Source organism: Streptomyces sp. NPDC005181 (assembly GCF_040608395.1).
Classification (GTDB): Bacteria; Actinomycetota; Actinomycetes; order Streptomycetales; family Streptomycetaceae; genus Streptomyces.
In genome coordinates this window covers 19,317-35,508 of the sequence record NZ_JBEXID010000034.1, presented here as the reverse complement: position 1 = coordinate 35,508, position 16,192 = coordinate 19,317, and the positions used below count along the sequence as shown (strand labels likewise).

17 protein-coding genes are annotated in these 16,192 nt (G+C 68.6%); 12 read left to right on the top strand and 5 right to left on the bottom strand.

Annotated elements, in window-relative coordinates:
* The first annotated feature begins 222 nt into the window (after positions 1-222).
* The 6 genes from ABZV38_RS21970 to ABZV38_RS21945 all read left to right on the top strand — a co-directional run bounded on the left by ABZV38_RS21970 (position 223) and on the right by ABZV38_RS21945 (position 5,236).
* Positions 223-837, top strand: a complete 615-nt coding sequence (locus ABZV38_RS21970) for a 2-oxo-4-hydroxy-4-carboxy-5-ureidoimidazoline decarboxylase (RefSeq protein WP_356329445.1) — start codon at positions 223-225, stop codon at positions 835-837.
* Positions 838-1,020: 183 nt separating this feature from the next.
* Positions 1,021-1,401: a succinate dehydrogenase, cytochrome b556 subunit gene (gene sdhC / locus ABZV38_RS21965; protein WP_078852596.1), complete on the top strand. Its 381-nt coding sequence runs from the start codon at positions 1,021-1,023 to the stop codon at positions 1,399-1,401.
* Positions 1,402-1,406: 5 nt separating this feature from the next.
* Positions 1,407-1,883: a succinate dehydrogenase hydrophobic membrane anchor subunit gene (locus ABZV38_RS21960; protein ID WP_356329378.1), complete on the top strand. Its 477-nt coding sequence runs from the start codon at positions 1,407-1,409 to the stop codon at positions 1,881-1,883.
* Between the two features lie 29 nt (positions 1,884-1,912).
* The gene (sdhA, locus tag ABZV38_RS21955) at positions 1,913-3,673 is read left to right on the top strand and encodes a succinate dehydrogenase flavoprotein subunit (protein ID WP_356329376.1); all 1,761 of its coding nucleotides are present in this window, start codon (positions 1,913-1,915) and stop codon (positions 3,671-3,673) included.
* Complete coding sequence (locus ABZV38_RS21950) at positions 3,673-4,431, top strand: succinate dehydrogenase iron-sulfur subunit (protein ID WP_030914518.1); 759 nt, start codon at positions 3,673-3,675, stop codon at positions 4,429-4,431. The genes sdhA and ABZV38_RS21950 overlap by 1 nt, the downstream gene beginning before the upstream one ends.
* A 181-nt stretch (positions 4,432-4,612) precedes the next feature.
* Complete coding sequence (locus tag ABZV38_RS21945) at positions 4,613-5,236, top strand: hypothetical protein (protein ID WP_356329374.1); 624 nt, start codon at positions 4,613-4,615, stop codon at positions 5,234-5,236.
* Between the two features lie 105 nt (positions 5,237-5,341).
* Here ABZV38_RS21945 and ABZV38_RS21940 read toward each other — a convergent pair whose 3' ends face one another.
* Positions 5,342-5,851 carry a MarR family transcriptional regulator gene (locus tag ABZV38_RS21940; RefSeq protein ID WP_356329373.1) on the bottom strand — a complete coding sequence of 170 codons (510 nt, stop codon included), beginning with the start codon at positions 5,849-5,851 and terminating at the stop codon, positions 5,342-5,344.
* 88 nt (positions 5,852-5,939) lie between these two features.
* Here ABZV38_RS21940 and ABZV38_RS21935 point away from each other — a divergent pair, with 88 nt between their 5' ends.
* From ABZV38_RS21935 to ABZV38_RS21920, 4 genes are all read left to right on the top strand, one after another.
* A complete protein-coding gene (locus ABZV38_RS21935; protein WP_356329372.1) occupies positions 5,940-7,178 on the top strand; it encodes an MFS transporter in 1,239 nt (412 codons plus the stop codon).
* Positions 7,179-7,246: 68 nt separating this feature from the next.
* Positions 7,247-7,681: a hypothetical protein gene (locus ABZV38_RS21930; RefSeq protein WP_356329370.1), complete on the top strand. Its 435-nt coding sequence runs from the start codon at positions 7,247-7,249 to the stop codon at positions 7,679-7,681.
* Complete coding sequence (locus ABZV38_RS21925; protein ID WP_356329368.1) at positions 7,678-8,118, top strand: DCC1-like thiol-disulfide oxidoreductase family protein; 441 nt, start codon at positions 7,678-7,680, stop codon at positions 8,116-8,118. The genes ABZV38_RS21930 and ABZV38_RS21925 overlap by 4 nt, the downstream gene beginning before the upstream one ends.
* A gap of 38 nt (positions 8,119-8,156) precedes the next feature.
* Positions 8,157-8,891: a TetR family transcriptional regulator gene (locus tag ABZV38_RS21920; protein WP_356329366.1), complete on the top strand. Its 735-nt coding sequence runs from the start codon at positions 8,157-8,159 to the stop codon at positions 8,889-8,891.
* On the opposite strand, the gene ABZV38_RS21915 is transcribed toward ABZV38_RS21920, so the two are convergent.
* From ABZV38_RS21915 to ABZV38_RS21905, 3 genes are all read right to left on the bottom strand, one after another.
* A complete protein-coding gene (locus ABZV38_RS21915) occupies positions 8,878-10,431 on the bottom strand; it encodes an ABC transporter substrate-binding protein (protein ID WP_356329364.1) in 1,554 nt (517 codons plus the stop codon). The genes ABZV38_RS21920 and ABZV38_RS21915 overlap by 14 nt on opposite strands.
* Positions 10,432-10,702: 271 nt before the next feature.
* Positions 10,703-12,001 (bottom strand): metallophosphoesterase, encoded by a 1,299-nt coding sequence (locus ABZV38_RS21910; protein ID WP_356329443.1) that lies wholly within the window; start codon positions 11,999-12,001, stop codon positions 10,703-10,705.
* A 73-nt stretch (positions 12,002-12,074) separates the two neighbouring features.
* Entirely contained in the window at positions 12,075-12,320 is a 246-nt protein-coding gene (locus tag ABZV38_RS21905) for a hypothetical protein (RefSeq protein ID WP_356329362.1), read from the bottom strand.
* A 121-nt stretch (positions 12,321-12,441) separates the two neighbouring features.
* On the opposite strand from ABZV38_RS21905, the gene ABZV38_RS21900 reads away from it, so the two are divergent.
* Positions 12,442-13,719, top strand: coding sequence for a serine hydrolase (locus ABZV38_RS21900; RefSeq protein WP_356329360.1), 1,278 nt, complete (start codon positions 12,442-12,444; stop codon positions 13,717-13,719).
* Here the strand turns inward: ABZV38_RS21900 and ABZV38_RS21895 are convergent.
* Complete coding sequence (locus tag ABZV38_RS21895) at positions 13,667-14,596, bottom strand: YihY/virulence factor BrkB family protein (protein WP_356329357.1); 930 nt, start codon at positions 14,594-14,596, stop codon at positions 13,667-13,669. The two genes, ABZV38_RS21900 and ABZV38_RS21895, sit on opposite strands and share 53 nt — an antisense overlap.
* Before the next feature lie 175 nt (positions 14,597-14,771).
* Here ABZV38_RS21895 and ABZV38_RS21890 point away from each other — a divergent pair, with 175 nt between their 5' ends.
* Positions 14,772-16,121: an FAD-binding oxidoreductase gene (locus ABZV38_RS21890; protein WP_356329356.1), complete on the top strand. Its 1,350-nt coding sequence runs from the start codon at positions 14,772-14,774 to the stop codon at positions 16,119-16,121.
* Positions 16,122-16,192: the final 71 nt, after the last annotated feature.

The window sequence follows — 16,192 nt, the reverse complement described above, 5'->3', positions numbered from 1 at the left end:
GGCATAAGCATGGAGATAGCCGGGCATTCTCCTCGGAGATTCGTCCATCGGACGTTCCGAAACTCTCCCTTCCGGGTGATATTCGCGCATCCGTCGGACGGCCGTTACCCAGCCTCGCTAGCGGTGGATCACATTCGTCTCTCCCTTCACCCTGCATCTCCCTGGTCTCTCTCGTCCCACCGACCCCAGGGTCACAGATGCCGATGAGCCGAGGAGCCCACGCTGTCCAGGCCCAGCGAGTCCCACGCCGGCCTCCCGGAACCACCGCCACAACACGACGGCCGGCCCGCCGTACCCGTCCAGAGCTGCCGTCCGGCCCCTGCCCGCGCCGGCGCCCGCTCCCGCGGCCTCGACCGGTTCAATACAGCATCGCCCGCCGCCACCGAAGCCGCCCTGCTCGGCTGCTGCGGCAGCCGCCGCTGGGCGCAACGGCTGGCCGCCCACCGCCCGTACCCCGATCTGGACGCCCTGCTCGCCGCCGCCGACGAGGCGGGCTACGACCTGGCCCCGGCGGATCTCGCCGAGGCACTCGCCGCCGAGGACTCCCCCGGACTGCACCACGCGGCGCCCCCGTCCGCGCATCTCGCGCTGAGTGCCGCGCATGCCGCGTACGAGTGCCGCTTCGGTCATGTCTTCGTGATCTGCCTGGACGCCTTCCTGCCCTCCGAGCACCCGGACCAGGTGCTGGCCGGCATCCGGGCCAGGCTGGGCCACGACCCGGACGAGGAGCGGGTGATCACGGCGGACGAGATGCGCAGACTGGCGCGGGGCCGCATCATCGAGCTGTTGACGGACAAGGACCCGGCGGACACTCCCTGGGGGCTGGACACGCCCTGAGGGCCGGACACCCCTAGCCCGTCCGTGCCTGTTTGATTGCCACTTTGATCACACCAGAGGCCCCCGCGCGAACGAACCGACAAACCGTCGCTACGATGGCCGGGGCCGGTGGACCGTACCCGGCCGGGTCAGACCGACAGTCAAGCCGGCCGACCCCAATCCCCGCTCCCGGAGGGTTCTTCCGTGCCGGCTGGAACGCTGTACCGCGGCCGGGAAGGCATGTGGTCCTGGGTGGCTCATCGAGTCACCGGTGTCCTCATTTTCTTCTTCCTGTTCGTACACGTCCTGGACACCGCTCTCGTCCGCGTCTCCCCCGAGGCCTACGACGACGTCGTGGCCACGTACAAGACGCCGATCGTCGCACTCCTCGAATACGGCCTGGTGGCCGCCATTCTCTTCCACGCGCTGAACGGTCTCCGCATCGTCGCCGTGGACTTCTGGGCCAAGGGCCCGCGCTACCAGAAGCAGATGCTCTGGTCCGCCGTGGGTATCTGGGTCGTGCTGATGGTCGGGGCCCTGTACCCCGTCCTCGGCCACGCCGTACGCGAAGTCTTCGGGAGCTGAGGCCAATGTCCACCGAGTCCTCCGCCGCGATCGGTTCCGTCGAAGGCGTCAGCCTCTACGACATCGACCACCCGGCCCCGCTCATCGAGCCCCCGCGCAAGCGGACCGGCAAGAGCCCCAAGGCTTCGCGCACCAACTTCGAGATGTACGCCTGGCTCTTCATGCGCCTGTCGGGCATCGTTCTCGTCGTCCTGGTCATCGGCCACCTGCTGATCCAGCTCGTGCTGGACGGCGGCGTCTCCAAGATCGGCTTCGCCTTCGTGGCGGGCCGCTGGGCCTCGCCGTTCTGGCAGGTCTGGGACCTGGCGATGCTGTGGCTGGCGATGCTCCACGGCACCAACGGCCTCCGTACGGTCATCAACGACTACGCCGAACGGGACAACTCCCGCTTCTGGCTCAAGATGCTCCTGTACACCGCCACGGTGTTCACCGTCCTGCTGGGCACGCTGGTGATCTTCACCTTCGACCCGAACATCCGCTAGGCGCCGGGCCAGAGGGACCAGAGGAAATCATGCAGATCCACAAGTACGACACCGTCATCGTCGGCGCCGGCGGCGCCGGCATGCGCGCGGCAATCGAGTCGACGAAGCGCAGCCGTACCGCCGTGCTGACGAAGCTGTACCCGACCCGCTCCCACACGGGCGCCGCGCAGGGCGGCATGGCCGCCGCGCTCGCCAACGTGGAGGAGGACAACTGGGAGTGGCACACCTTCGACACGATCAAGGGCGGCGACTACCTGGTCGACCAGGACGCCGCCGAGATCCTGGCGAAGGAGGCCATCGACTCCGTTCTCGACCTGGAGAAGATGGGCCTGCCGTTCAACCGCACGCCCGAAGGCAAGATCGATCAGCGTCGCTTCGGCGGCCACAGCCGTAACCACGGCGAGGCCCCGGTCCGCCGGTCCTGCTACGCCTCGGACCGCACCGGCCACATGATCCTCCAGACGCTGTACCAGAACTGCGTCAAGGAGGGTGTGGAGTTCTTCAACGAGTTCTACGTCCTGGACCTGCTGCTGCAGGAGGACCCCGAGACCGGGCTGAAGAAGTCCGCGGGCGTCGTCGCGTACGAGCTGGCGACCGGCGAGATCCACGTCTTCCAGGCGAAGGCGATCATCTTCGCCTCCGGCGGCACCGGCAAGTTCTTCAAGGTGACGTCGAACGCCCACACCCTGACCGGTGACGGCCAGGCCGCCGCGTACCGCCGCGGTCTGCCGTTGGAGGACATGGAGTTCTTCCAGTTCCACCCGACGGGCATCTGGCGCATGGGCATCCTGCTGACGGAGGGCGCCCGCGGTGAGGGCGGCATCCTCCGCAACAAGGACGGCGAGCGCTTCATGGAGAAGTACGCGCCCGTCATGAAGGACCTCGCGTCCCGTGACGTCGTGTCCCGCTCCATCTACACGGAGATCCGTGAGGGCCGCGGCTGCGGTCCCGAGGGCGACCACGTCTACCTCGACCTCACGCACCTGCCGCCGGAGCAGCTGGACGCGAAGCTCCCGGACATCACCGAGTTCGCGCGTACGTACCTCGGTATCGAGCCCTACACGGACCCGATCCCGATCCAGCCGACCGCGCACTATGCCATGGGCGGCATCCCGACCAACGTCCAGGGCGAGGTGCTGGCCGACAACACCACCGTCGTCCCGGGCCTGTACGCCGCCGGCGAGGTCGCGTGTGTCTCCGTGCACGGCGCCAACCGACTGGGCACCAATTCGCTGCTCGACATCAACGTCTTCGGACGCCGGTCGGGCATCGCCGCTGCCGAGTACTCCGCGAAGCACGACTTCGTCGAGCTTCCCGAGAACCCGGCGCAGCTGGTCATCGACCAGGTCGAGCGGCTGCGCAACGCGACGGGCACCGAGCGGGTCGCGACGCTCCGTCTGGAGCTGCAGGAGTGCATGGACGCCAATGTGATGGTGTTCCGTACCGAGCAGACCATCAAGACGGCCGTCGACAAGATCGCTGAGCTGCGCCAGCGCTACCTGAACGTGTCCATCCAGGACAAGGGCAAGCGGTTCAACACCGACCTCCTGGAGGCCATCGAGCTGGGCAACCTGCTCGACCTGGCCGAGGTCATGGCGACCTCCGCGCTGGCCCGCAAGGAGTCCCGCGGCGGTCACTACCGCGAGGACTACCCGAACCGCGACGACGTCAACTTCATGCGCCACACCATGGCGTACCGCGTGGTCGCCGACGACGGCACCGAGTCGATCCGGCTCGACTACAAGCCGGTCGTCCAGACCCGCTACCAGCCGATGGAGCGTAAGTACTGATGGCAACCCCGACTTTGGACAAGGTGGAGGCGGAGTCCGCCGCCTCCCCGTACATCACGGTCACCTTCCGGATCCGCCGCTTCAACCCCGAGGTCTCCGACGAGGCCCAGTGGCAGGACTTCCAGATCGAGATCGACCCGAAGGAGCGTGTTCTCGACGCCCTTCACAAGATCAAGTGGGACGTCGACGGCACGCTGACGTTCCGTCGCTCCTGCGCGCACGGCATCTGCGGCTCCGACGCGATGCGGATCAACGGCAAGAACAGGCTCGCCTGCAAGACGCTGATCAAGGACATCAACCCGGAGAAGCCGATCACGGTCGAGGCCATAAAGGGCCTCACGGTCCTCAAGGACCTCGTGGTCGACATGGACCCGTTCTTCCAGGCCTACCGCGATGTCATGCCGTTCCTCATCACCAAGGGGAACGAGCCGACGCGCGAGCGTCTGCAGTCCGCCGAGGACCGCGAGCGGTTCGACGACACCACCAAGTGCATCCTGTGCGCCGCGTGCACCTCGTCGTGCCCGGTCTTCTGGAACGACGGCCAGTACTTCGGCCCGGCGGCGATCGTCAACGCGCACCGCTTCATCTTCGACTCGCGCGACGAGGGCGGCGAGCAACGGCTGGAGATCCTCAACGACCGTGATGGTGTGTGGCGTTGCCGCACCACCTTCAACTGCACGGACGCGTGCCCGCGTGGCATCGAGGTCACCAAGGCGATCCAGGAAGTGAAGCGCGCGCTGATCACGCGTCGCTTCTGACCCTTCCGCTACGCCAGTTGCACTGGAGGCCCCGCTTTTCCGCGCCAACGCCGCGGGAAGCGGGGCCTCTTGCTGCGTTCTTCGGGCCTTGACGGTACGGTCGTGCGGAACCGGACACCGGTTCGCCGCCCCCGGCGCAGCAAGGCGCGGGGCGCACAAGCTTGATCGAGAGCGGGGAACGTTGAGCGATCCGAATCCGTACGCGGACGACTCATACAAGTGGGGACCTCCCCAGCAGCCGGGCAATCCGCCTACCGTCCCGGACGCCCAGGGGTACGGCTACCCGGGCGCGGGCACGCCGGGCGCGGGCACGCCGTCGTACGGCTACCCGCAGCAGCTGCCCGACTCCGCGGCCCAGCCGGGCCCCGGTTACGGCTACCCGAACGCGAATCAGCCGGCCGTCCAGCAGCCCCTGCCCGGCTACGGTTTCCCGCCGCAGCAGGGCCCGGGGCCCGGCGGTGGTGCGCCGATGATGTCGTTCGGCGACATCACCGTCATGAACGACTCGATCGTGACGCCGTCCGGCACGATGCCCCTCAAGGGCGCGGTGTGGACGGCCACCGACATGTCACGCACCGAGGAGAGGATCCCGACGGTCGCGATCGTGCTCGCGATCATCTTCGCCCTGCTCTGCCTGATCGGGCTGCTCTTCCTCCTGATGAAGGAGAAGAGGACGACCGGTTTCATCCAGGTCTCGGTGACCAGCGGCGGCCGGCACCATTCGACGATGATCGCGGCGACGGGCCCGGAGACCTTCCAGATGGTGATGGCCCAGATCAACACGGCGCGTTCACTCAGCATCTGACGGTCAGTACGCGAGGGGCGGAACGGGGGCGGGGCCGGGCACCGGCAACGTCCCTCCCGGCGTTGCGGCGCAGGGCCGTTCAGGCAGCGCAGGCCTCGCCGGCACTCAGTCCCGCGGGGCGCCGTCCCGGTCCTCCGCGACGACCATGATGCGCCGCAACATGTCGTTGAGCAGGGTGCGTTCGTCCCGGTCGAGGACGCCGAGCAGCCGGTACTCCTCGTGGCCGAGGAAGTCCATCGCGCCGAGCCAGGTCGAGCGCCCCTCCTCGGTGAGTTCCACGTTGACCCGCCGCCGGTCCGTGGTCGACGGCGTACGGCGGACGAAGCCGCGCCGTTCGAGTGCGTCCAGCCGGCCGGTGACGGAGGCGGGGGCCAGGTCGAGGTCGGCGGCGAGCTCGGAGGGGGCCGCCCTCCCGCCGCGTCCGGCGAGCTTGTGGAGCGTGTCGAACTCCTGCCGGTCCAGATCGAAGTCGACCAGGGACTGTTCGCGTACCCGGCGCAGATGGACCGAGAGCTTCTTCATACGGGTCACCGCGCCCTCGACATCGGGATCGAGGTCGGGAAGCACAGGCTTCCACCGCTCCACGTGTCCGTCGGTCCAGTCGCTTCGCTCCATGAGGAAAGGGTACGCCCGGAGTTCCAGAATGCTTCGGTACCGAATATTTCGTTGGCGAATAGTTCGTTTCCGCAATAGATTCCTGCGCATGCCGCATCCCTTGCGCACGCGCGCTTTCCGCCTGCTCTTCGTCGGACGCACCCTCTCCCTCCTCGGCGACGCCGCCATTCCCACCGCACTCTCGCTCGCCGTCTATCTGGCCACCGGCTCGACCGCCGCCCTCGCCCTGGTCCTGGCGTGCGCGATGGTGCCCAAGCTGGTCCTGCTGCCGCTCGGCGGCGTTGTCGGCGACCGCTTCAACGCCCGTACGGTCGCGCTCGCCACCGACCTCGTACGGTGCGCGACCCAGCTCTTCGTCGGACTGGAGCTGCTCGGCGGCGCGCCGCAGCTGTGGCAGATCGCCGTCGCCGAGGCGATCGGCGGGGCGGCGAGCGCGTTCGCCATGCCGACCGTGTCGCCGTTGATCACCGGCACCGTGGAAGCTCCGGGACTGCTGCGTGCCAACGCCCTGATGGCCGTCGTGAACAGTGCGACCCGGGTGGCCGGTCCCGCCCTCGGGGGAACCCTGATCCTCACCGCGGGTCCGGGCTGGGCCTTCGTGCTGGACGGTGCGAGCTTCGCGGTGAGCGCCGCACTGCTGTCCGCCATCAAGGTCCGGCATGTGCCGATCCCGCGCCGATCGGTGATCAGCGATCTCAGAGAGGGCTGGGGCGAGGTCCGCAGCCGCGACTGGTACTGGACGAGCCTGATTGCCCACGCCGCCTGGAACGGTGCGGCGGCCGTGCTGATGACCCTGGGTCCGGCCCTCGCCGTACGGGATATGGGCGGCAAGGACGTCTGGATCGCCCTGCTCCAGACCGGTGCGATCGGCCTGCTGCTCGGCTCGCTGCTGGCCGGCCGCGCCCGCCCGCGCCGCCCGGTCCTCGTCGCCAACCTGGGACTCGCCACCTACGCGCTCCCGCTCGGCCTTCTCGCGGCGGGCGCGCCGGCTGTGCCGACCATCGCCGCGTACGGCATCGCGCAAGCAGGCCTCGGCTTCCTCGGTCCGGTCTGGAACACCTCGGTCCAGTCCGCGGTGCCCGCGCACGCCCTGGCCCGCGTGACCTCGTACGACTGGCTGCTCTCCCTCGCCGCGATGCCGCTCGGCTATGCCCTGGCCCCGCTCGCCGCCTCGGCCTGGGGGGCCGAAGTCCCCCTCGCCGTCGCCGCGGTGGCGGTCGGCGCAGCTTGTCTGGCAACCGCGGCAGTACCGGGCGTACGGCACTTCAGGGCACCGGCCACCGAGTCCGGGACTGCGGAGAAGGAGCACCCCGGAGTACCGGCTTGAACATGTTCAAATTCCGGTCTACAGTCCATGACAACAGCTTTTTGAACGCGTTCAAGGGAGGGTGGGGCATGGACCTCACTGTTGTCGCGTACGTCATCTACCTGCTGATCAGCGTGGCGCTCACCATCTGGGTCGCCCGCACACTGAGCCGTAACGGCAAGGTCTTCCTCGCCGACGTCCTGCACGGAAACGAAAAGCTCGCCGACGCCGTCAATCACCTGCTGGTGGTCGGCTTCTACCTGGTCAACCTGGGCTTCGTCACCCTCTACCTGAAGAACTCCGACGCGGTCGCCGACGCCCGCGGGCTCTTCGAGGCGCTCTCGGTGAAGGTCGGCGTCGTCCTGCTCGTCCTCGGAGTGATGCACCTCGGAAACGTCTATGTGCTCAACAAGATCCGCCGCCGCGGTCTGATGGAGCGCGAGCAGACCCCGCCCGTACCGCCGCAGGGCTGGACGGGCCCCACCGGCCAGGGCCCGTGGGCCGCACCCGCCACCGGCCGGTGACCGGACACATCACGGCACCGTTCGACGGGCGGCGGACGCCCGTCGAACGGCTCGCCGTGCTCTACGACGCGCAGTGCTCGCTCTGCGTCCATGTGCGTCACTGGCTGATGAAGCAGCGTCAGCTCGTCCCGCTCGATCTGGTCCCGGCGGCCTCCGAGGAGGCGCGGCGCCGCTTCCCCGGGATCGACCACGCCGGGACACTCTCCGAGATCACCGTGATCGGCGACCAGGGGCAGATCTACCGCGGGACCTCCGCCTGGATCGTCTGTCTCTGGGCACTGGCCGAACACCGGCCCAAGGCCCACTGGCTGGCCACCCCGGCGGGCCTGCCGTTCGCCCGGGCGTCGGTGCTCGCCGCCGCGAAGTACCGGTCGGTGACGGCCGCACCCTGCGGGGCCGGGGACGAGGCCTGCCAGGTCCCGGACCTCGAGAGCTAGAGGCACATCTCCCGGTCCGGGCGGATACCCTCGGGGGCGTGGTGAAGGAAGTGAAGGACGTGAAGGAAGTCAAGGCTCCCAAGAGCGAGCAGACCCGCACACTCATCCTCGAAACTGCGCTCCGGCTTTTCGAGGAACGCGGTTACGACAAGACGACGATGCGGGCCATCGCGCAGGAGGCCGGGGTTTCCGTCGGAAACGCCTATTACTACTTCGCCGGCAAGGAACACCTCGTCCAGGGCTTCTACGACCGGCTCGCCGCCGAGCACGAGGCGGCGGTGCAGCCGGTCCTGGCCGGCGACAAGGACCTGGCCGTACGCATCCGCGGGGTGCTGCTCAGCTGGCTCGACGTGGCCGAGCCGTACCACCGCTTCGCCGCCCAGTTCTTCAAGAACGCCGCCGACCCGGAAAGCCCCCTCTCCCCGTTCTCGAAGGAGTCGGTCGCGGCCCGGGAGGCGGCGATCTCCATTCATGAACGGTGTCTGGCCGGCTCCAGCACCAAGACCGACCCCGACATGGCGGAAGAGCTGCCGCAGTTGATGTGGCTGATACAGATGGGTCTGGTGCTGTTCTGGGTCTACGACCGGACGGAGGGCGCCGAGCGAAGCCGCCGTCTTGTCGAACGCACCGCCCCGATCGGCGCACGAGCGATCGCGCTCTCCCGATTCCGGGTGCTGCGACCGCTCGTGCGTCAGGTCTACGACGTACTGACGGAGTTCCTGCCCGGGACGGCCGAGCACCCCGCCGGGGATCCCGGAACTAGATCCAGTTGAGTTCCCACAGTCGCCAGATGCCCGTGCCGTCCGACAGGTACTGCGAGCCGGAGACATCTTTCGTGCTGACGACGTAGTCCTTCTTCTGCCACAGCGGTACGAGCGGCACGTCCTCGCCGACCAGCGCCTGAAGGTCCTTGAAGTCCCCCGCGGTGCGGCTGCGGTCGCTGAACTGCAGCGTGGCCGAGATCAGCTGGTCCATCTTCTTGCTGCTGTAGCCGTTGTGAAGGCTGGTGTCGCGGCCGACGAGCGGCTGGCTGAAGGTGTCGGGGTCCGGGTAGTCGGGCAGCCATCCGACGGTGTACGCGTCGTACTTGCCGGCCGCGTACCCCTTCTGGAACTCCTGCCATTCCACAGCCTTGACCGAGACCTTGAACAGTCCGTCCGCCTCCAGCTGGCGGCGCAGTTCGGCGGTCTCCTTCGTGTACGCGTCGTCGGCGCGATAGGCGAAGTTGATGTGCAGCGGTATCTGCACCCCGGCCTCCTGCATCAGCTTCTTGGCACGCGCCGGGTCGGGCGCCGGGTAGGCGTCGAAGAACGGCGTGCTGTGCCCGATGTAGCCCTGCGGGATCAGCGAGTAGAGCGCCTCGACGGTGCCCTTGTAGACGTCGGTCACCAGCGGCCCTCGGTCGATGATCGCCGCGATGGCCTGCCGCACCTTCTTGTTGGCGAGCGGGGCGCCGGGGCGCACGTTGAAGACCAGGTTGCGGATCTCGGCGCTGTCCGCCTCGGTGATGTGCATGTCGGGGTCGCCGGGGTTGAGGTCGGCGAGCGTGGCGGGCGGCAGCTGCCGGTGCGTCACATCGACCTGCCCGGACTTCCAGGCGGCCAGGAGGTCGTCCGACTGCTTGTAGTAGCGGATGCTGACCGGGACGCCGCTCTTCTTCAGTGCGCCCTTGTACTTGGGGTTCGGGACCAGCTGGGCCTCGGTGCCGGGCTCGTACGACTTCAGGATGTACGGCCCCGAGCCGTCGACCGTGTTCCCGGTGCGGAGCTTGTCCGCCGGGTACTGGTCGCGGTCGACGATCGAACCGGCTCCGGTGGCGAGCTTCTGCGGGAAGGTCGCGTCACGCGAGGAGAGGTTGAAGGTGATCGTGCGGCCTTCGGACACCACGTTCTTCAGGCTGGGGAACAGCACCGAGGGGCCGACGTCCGTCTTGATCCTCATCATGCGCTCGATGGAGTACTCGGCATCGGCGGCGGTGACCTTCCGGCCGCTGGCGAAGGTCAGGTCGTCACGCAGCTTGCACTGGTACGTCTGCAGCTTCTGGCCGATGAACCCACAGCTCTCGGCGGCGTCCGGCTCGGGGACGATCGCCCCGGACTTGAACGTCATGAGCGACTGGTAGACGTTGCTGTACATCGCCCAGGAACCGGCGTCGTAGGCACCGGCCGGGTCGAGTGAGGTCACCTCGTCCGTCGTGCCGACCGTGATCGGATCGTTCTTCACCTCGTCCGACGGAAGCAACTGCCAGGCGACGACGCCTGCGATGACCAAAACCGCGAAAATCGCGAGAATCCGTAGCCGGATCGACCGCATTGCCGTGCTCTCCCTTACCAGCCCCACCTGGGCAGATGTGCTCAGAAACGCACATCACCGCATGCTCGACCTCAGCCAATCACACGATATTCACATCTGGAAGGGGAAATCCGCATCTCTTAGCCAATTCTTTGGCAGTTGAAACCTCCCACGGGCCGAACGGCCGAAAACTGCGGAGCCGCTGTGTGGTTGTGAAGGACAGCTGTGCATGCGGTCGTGCGACGCAGCGGTGCAGTCGTGCGGCGGCGCAGTGGTGAGGCTCCGTCCGCGATTACACCTGCCGGGAAGCGAGCTGCACGACGGTGATGTCGGAGGGCGCGCCGACCCGCACCGGCGGGCCCCAGGCGCCCGCGCCCCGCGAGACGTACAGCTGGGTGTCACCGTAGCGTTCGAGCCCGGCGACCGTGGGGTTGGCCAGTTCGGCGAGGTAGTTGCCCGGCCAGAGCTGGCCGCCGTGGGTGTGGCCCGAGAGCTGGAGATCCACCCCGTGCGCGACCGCCTCGTCGATGACGACGGGCTGGTGGGCAAGGAGGACGGCGGCGCGGGTACGGTCCCGGTCGCCGAGGGCGCGCTCGAAATCGGGGCCCTGCCCCTCGCTCTCCCCGGCAACGTCGTTGACCCCGGCCAGATCGAAGCCGTCGATCTCGACCCGCGCATTCTCCAGCGGGTGGAGCCCCAATTCCCTTACGTGGTCGACCCATTGGGCCGCCCCGGAGAAGTACTCGTGATTGCCGGTGACGAAGAACGCACCATGACGGGCGGTCAGCCGGGCCAGTGGTTCGGCGGCCGGGCCGAGGTCGGCGACGGTTCCGTCGACGAGGTCGCCGACGACCGCGATCAGATCGGGCTGGGTCCCGTTGATCGTGTCGACGATCCGCTGGGTGTGGGCACGGCCCAGGATCGGGCCGAGGTGGATGTCGCTGACGACGGCGATCCGGAAACCGTGCGCGGACCGGGGCAGCTTGGCGAGCGGGACGGTGACCCGCTTGACGCGCGGGCCTCGGAGCACACCGTACGTGCCGTAGCCGGCGGTACCGAGCCCTGCGACGGCGGCAGCGCCCCCGACGGCCCGTGCCACGAACAGCCGGCGGGACGGGTCGACCGCCGGCGAGGACGGGGCGGGAGCTTCGACGACGAGAGTGGCCGGGCCGGCAAGGGTCCCACTCGCGGGCGCTTCAGCCGGAGATGAATCCGTATCAGCCGCATCGTTCCCGGCAGCGGCAGCGGCCCTGCCGGCCCTGCCCTCACCCGTCGCGCGACGCACGAGCACCCGCCGCAGAACCGGCCGCACCACCTCACCGACCAGAAGAGCCATCGTCAGATACAGGAGCGCCGCCAGCCAGAGAAAGCCCGGCCAGGCCAGCGTCTGCTGCAGCCAGAACGGTGCGCCCGCACGCCCGGACACCAGGGCGCCGATGCTCAGCAGCGGCAGCAGCCAGGCCGCCACGGTGCCCGCCCGGCGCAGCGCACTGCCCGGCGCCGTCGTGTCACCGACAAAACGGCGCCACGCATAGCGGTGCACCCCGACCAGCAGCGCGAGGACCGCGACCGCCACCAGAACGAAGACCAGTGCCACTTGTGCTCCCACTCCGGTTCCGCACAACTGTGTTTCGTACGCCTATGTCCGGCCGCCGTGCGGCCGGTTATGCACGTTCGTGGCGCAGAGCCCTGAGTCCGCGCAACCCGATCACGCCGACCGCCGTCCCCAGAAGAAAGGACGTGATGGCGAGCAGCAGATGCACCCAGAAGTACGCAGTCGGGTCACCCGCGTCGTCGAAGGCAAGTCCACTGCCGTCTTTCCATAGATTCTTGGCGAAAGTGACCCAAATGCACCAGCTCCACACCCCGAAGGCGAGCAGGAACCAGGAGACGGGGCGGGTGAGCTTCATAAATCCAGTATCGCCACCGCGCTCCGGCCGGGACGCTCGGGGTCGGCTGTCCCGGCGGTCCGCTTGGCGGGTCCGGCGGTCCGCGTCCCTGTTCACATCATCAGCCTGTACGTTTCCGACCGTGCCTGCTCTGAAAAAGACCGCGTTGATGGTCACCTCTGCCGTCCTGCTGTCCACCTTTGTCGTCGGTCCCGCGTCGGCGGCCGACAAGGACACCACCGACGAACCGAAGCCGACCGCCCCGATGTCGAAGGTCGGCGGCGACCGGCTCGGCCGCGTCGGCACCCAGGTCGATCTGGGGTCGGGCGCCCCGGTGCTGCCGAAGGACCTCACCGGCCGGTCCTGGATCGTCGCGGACGCGGAGAGCGGCGCGGTGCTCGCCTCGCACAACTCGCACTGGCGGCTGCCCCCGGCGTCCACGCTCAAGATGCTGTTCGCGGACACGGTCATGGACGCGGCCGAGCTGCAGCCGAAGACCCTGAAGCACAAGGTGACGAACAAGGATCTCGCCGATGTCGGTGAGGGCAGCAGCCTGGTCGGCGTGAAGGAGCGCCAGACCTACACGGTCCACGACCTGTGGCTCGGCGTCTTCCTGCGCTCCGGCAACGACGCGGTGCACGTGCTGTCCTCGATGTACGGCGGCGTCCCCAAGACCGTCGCCGCCATGCAGGACCGCGCCGAGGAGTTGCAGGCCCTCGACACGCACGTCGTGTCGCCCGACGGCTACGACGCCCCCCACCAGGTCTCCAGCGCGTACGACCTCACCCTGTTCGCCCGCAGCGGGCTGCAGAAGGAGGACTTCCGCGAGTACTGCTCGACGGCCACGGCCGACTTCCCCGGCGAGAAGAAGGACGGCAAGAAGCGCGAGACCTTCCAGATCCAGAACACCAACCGGCTGCTCACCGGCGACGTCGGCGTCGAGCCGTACAAGGGCATCGCAGGCGTCAAGAACGGCTACACCACTCACGCGGGCAACACCTTCACCGGTGTTGCCGAGCGCAACGGCAAGGTGTTGCTCGTCACCGTCATGAACCCGTCGTCCGACGAGAGGCACGCCGTCTACAAGGAGGCCGCGAGCCTGCTCGACTGGGGCTTCGACGCGGCCGGCAAGGTGACCCCGGTCGGCGAACTGGTCCCCCCGAAGTCCGCGCAGACCGGAACCGGCAAGGGCATGGAATCGGGCAGCGGACAGAGCACTGCGGGCGCGAACGGCGCGGCGAACAAGGGCAAGCACGGTTCGGACACCACCAGGGCGGCCGCGGCCGGCGCGGGCTCCAGCGGGGTAGGGATCGCGCTCGGGATCGTCGGCGGGGTCCTGGCGCTGCTGGCCGGCGGGGTGTTCCTGGTCAACCGGCGCTGGCCGCTGCCGGACCTGGTGCGCCGCCTTCCTCGCCGCTGACGTCCGCGGCGCCCTCCTTCGTCTGCCGCCTGCTCGGCGTCGCCGTCCAGGCGGCGCAGAACAGCAGAAGTTTCGCGGTGAAGTTGATCCACAGCAGTAGAGCGATCGGCACGCCGAAGGCGCCGTACATACTCTTCGACGCGACGCTTTTCATATAGCTGCCGAGCAGCAGCTTGAGGAGTTCGAAGCCGATCGCGCCGATCACCGCGGCCGTCACCAGCCTGCGGTGCGGCGGCTTGACGCCGGGCAGCAGCGTCAGCAGATAGAGCAGCAGCAGGAAGTCGGCCAAGGCCGCCACCACCAGGGCGGCGACCTGCAGCAGCACCCCGCCGGCCCCCCGGTCGGAGATGCCCACCAGTCGGGCGGTCCAGCCGACCGCGGTGGAGCCGGCCGTGGAGGCGGCGAGGGTGACGAGCGCCGCTCCGCCGAGGCCGACCAGCAGTCCGGCGTCCTTGAGCTTACGGACGACCGGATTGCCCTCGTCCACATCGTCCATCTCCCAGACCGCGCGCAGACAGTCGCGCATCGCACCGATCCAGCCGACACCGGTGAAGAGCAGCAGCACACCGGCGACCAGCCCGACCGTGCCCGCGTGGTCCACCAGGCCGGCGATGCCGAGCTGGTCGGAGATGCCGGGCACCTGCTCGGCGACCTTGTCCTCGATCTTGTTCAGCTGCTCGGTGGAGAGCATCGCGGCGCCGATCGCCGCGGCGACCGCGATCAGCGGGAAGAGCGCCAGGAAGCTGATGAAGGTGATCGCTGCGGCGAGCCTGGTCCAGTGGACCCGGTCGAGCCTTTCGTACGAGCGCCACGCATGCGTCGTCATCAGCCGGGAGACGAGCGGTCCGATGACGGGGAATTTCTTCAGCCAGTCCATGTCGTGCGCGTACCCTCCTGGGCGCGAAAAACCGGTGTGCGGTCCCCACCGCACTCTTCTGGTCGGCTGCGGGAGTTTTGCCTCCCGAACGGATGACACTCTTTCAATCACCCATTTCGGTGAGTGTTGTAACAAATCCCTCAAAGGTGTTTTCTCGGGCGATACGGTCACCACCATGTCCGTCGACACCGTGTCCCTGACCGGCTGGGGCCGTACCGCCCCGACGACCGCGCTGCGGTTCCGCCCCCGTACGCACGAGGAGGCGGCGGTCGCGGTACGCGGCTGCGGACCCCGTGGTTCCATCGCCCGCGGCCTCGGCCGGGCCTACGGCGACGCGGCGCAGAACGCGGGCGGCTCGGTACTCGACATGACCGCGCTGAACCGGATCCGCAGCATCGACGCCACGGCCGGCCTGGTGGTGTGCGACGCGGGCGTGAGCCTGCACCGGCTGATGGAAGTGCTGCTGCCGCTCGGCTGGTTCGTACCGGTGCCCCCCGGGACCCGATACGTCACCGTGGGCGGCGCGATCGGCGCCGACATCCACGGCAGGAACCAGCACGTCTCCGGCTCCTTCTCCCGACACGTACGGGACATGGAGCTGCTGACCGCCGACGGCACGATCCGGACGGTCCGGCCCGGCACCGACCTCTTCGACGCGACCGCGGGCGGCCTGGGACTGACCGGAGTGATCCTCTCTGCCACGCTCCGGTTCCACCCCGTCGCGACGTCGCTGATGTCGGTCGACACCGAACGGACCGTCGATCTGGACGACTTGATGGCCCGGCTCACCGCCTCCGACCACCGCTACCGCTACTCGGCCGCCTGGATCGACCTCCTCGCCCGCGGCCGGGCGACCGGGCGCTCCGTACTCACCCGCGGGGAGCACGCACCCCTGCATGTGCTCCCGGCGCGCGACCGGCGCACACCGCTCATGTTCCGCCCTGGCCGGCTGCCTGCGGCGCCCGCGTTCCTACCGGACGGGCTGCTCGGCCGTACCTCCGTCGCCCTGTTCAACGAGCTCTGGTACCGCAGAGCCCCCAGATTCCGCACCGGTGAACTCCAGAAGCTCTCCACGTACTTCCACCTGCTGGACGCCGTACCGCACTGGAACCGGGTCTACGGCCGCGGCGGCTTCGTGCGGTACCAGTTCGTCGTCGGACACGGGCAGGAGGAGGCGCTGCGCCGGATCGTCCGGCGGATCTCGCAGCGGCGCTGCCCGTCGTTCCTCGCCGTGCTCAAGCGGTTCGGGCACGGCGATCCGGGCTGGCTGTCGTTCCCGATGCCGGGCTGGATGCTCGCCCTCGATCTGCCTGCCGCCCTGCCGGGCCTGGCCCGCTTCCTCGACGGGCTGGACGAGGAGGTGGCGGCGGCCGGCGGACGTGTCTGCCTGGCGAAGGACTCCCGGCTGCGCCCCGAGACGCTGGCCGCTATGTATCCGCGGCTGCCCGAATTCCGGGCGCTGCGCGCCGAACTGGACCCGAACCGGGCGTTCCGCTCGGATCTCTCCCGCCGCCTTGCGCTCTGAGTCCACGTCACGCCCGCCGGCTCCCTTCCCCCTTCCTCTCTCCCCAACTCTCTGTCCGTTGCTTCCGCTAG

Coding starts and splice junctions, on each gene's coding strand:
- ABZV38_RS21950 (WP_030914518.1), top strand. CDS start 3,673: ATGGCAACCCCGACTTTGGACAAGGTGGAGGCGGAGTCCGCCGCCTCC.
- ABZV38_RS21890 (WP_356329356.1), top strand. CDS start 14,772: ATGTCCGTCGACACCGTGTCCCTGACCGGCTGGGGCCGTACCGCCCCG.
- ABZV38_RS21915 (WP_356329364.1), bottom strand. CDS start 10,431: ATGCGGTCGATCCGGCTACGGATTCTCGCGATTTTCGCGGTTTTGGTC.
- ABZV38_RS21935 (WP_356329372.1), top strand. CDS start 5,940: ATGCCGCATCCCTTGCGCACGCGCGCTTTCCGCCTGCTCTTCGTCGGA.
- ABZV38_RS21905 (WP_356329362.1), bottom strand. CDS start 12,320: ATGAAGCTCACCCGCCCCGTCTCCTGGTTCCTGCTCGCCTTCGGGGTG.
- ABZV38_RS21940 (WP_356329373.1), bottom strand. CDS start 5,851: ATGGAGCGAAGCGACTGGACCGACGGACACGTGGAGCGGTGGAAGCCT.
- ABZV38_RS21930 (WP_356329370.1), top strand. CDS start 7,247: ATGGACCTCACTGTTGTCGCGTACGTCATCTACCTGCTGATCAGCGTG.
- ABZV38_RS21960 (WP_356329378.1), top strand. CDS start 1,407: ATGTCCACCGAGTCCTCCGCCGCGATCGGTTCCGTCGAAGGCGTCAGC.
- ABZV38_RS21895 (WP_356329357.1), bottom strand. CDS start 14,596: ATGGACTGGCTGAAGAAATTCCCCGTCATCGGACCGCTCGTCTCCCGG.
- sdhA (WP_356329376.1), top strand. CDS start 1,913: ATGCAGATCCACAAGTACGACACCGTCATCGTCGGCGCCGGCGGCGCC.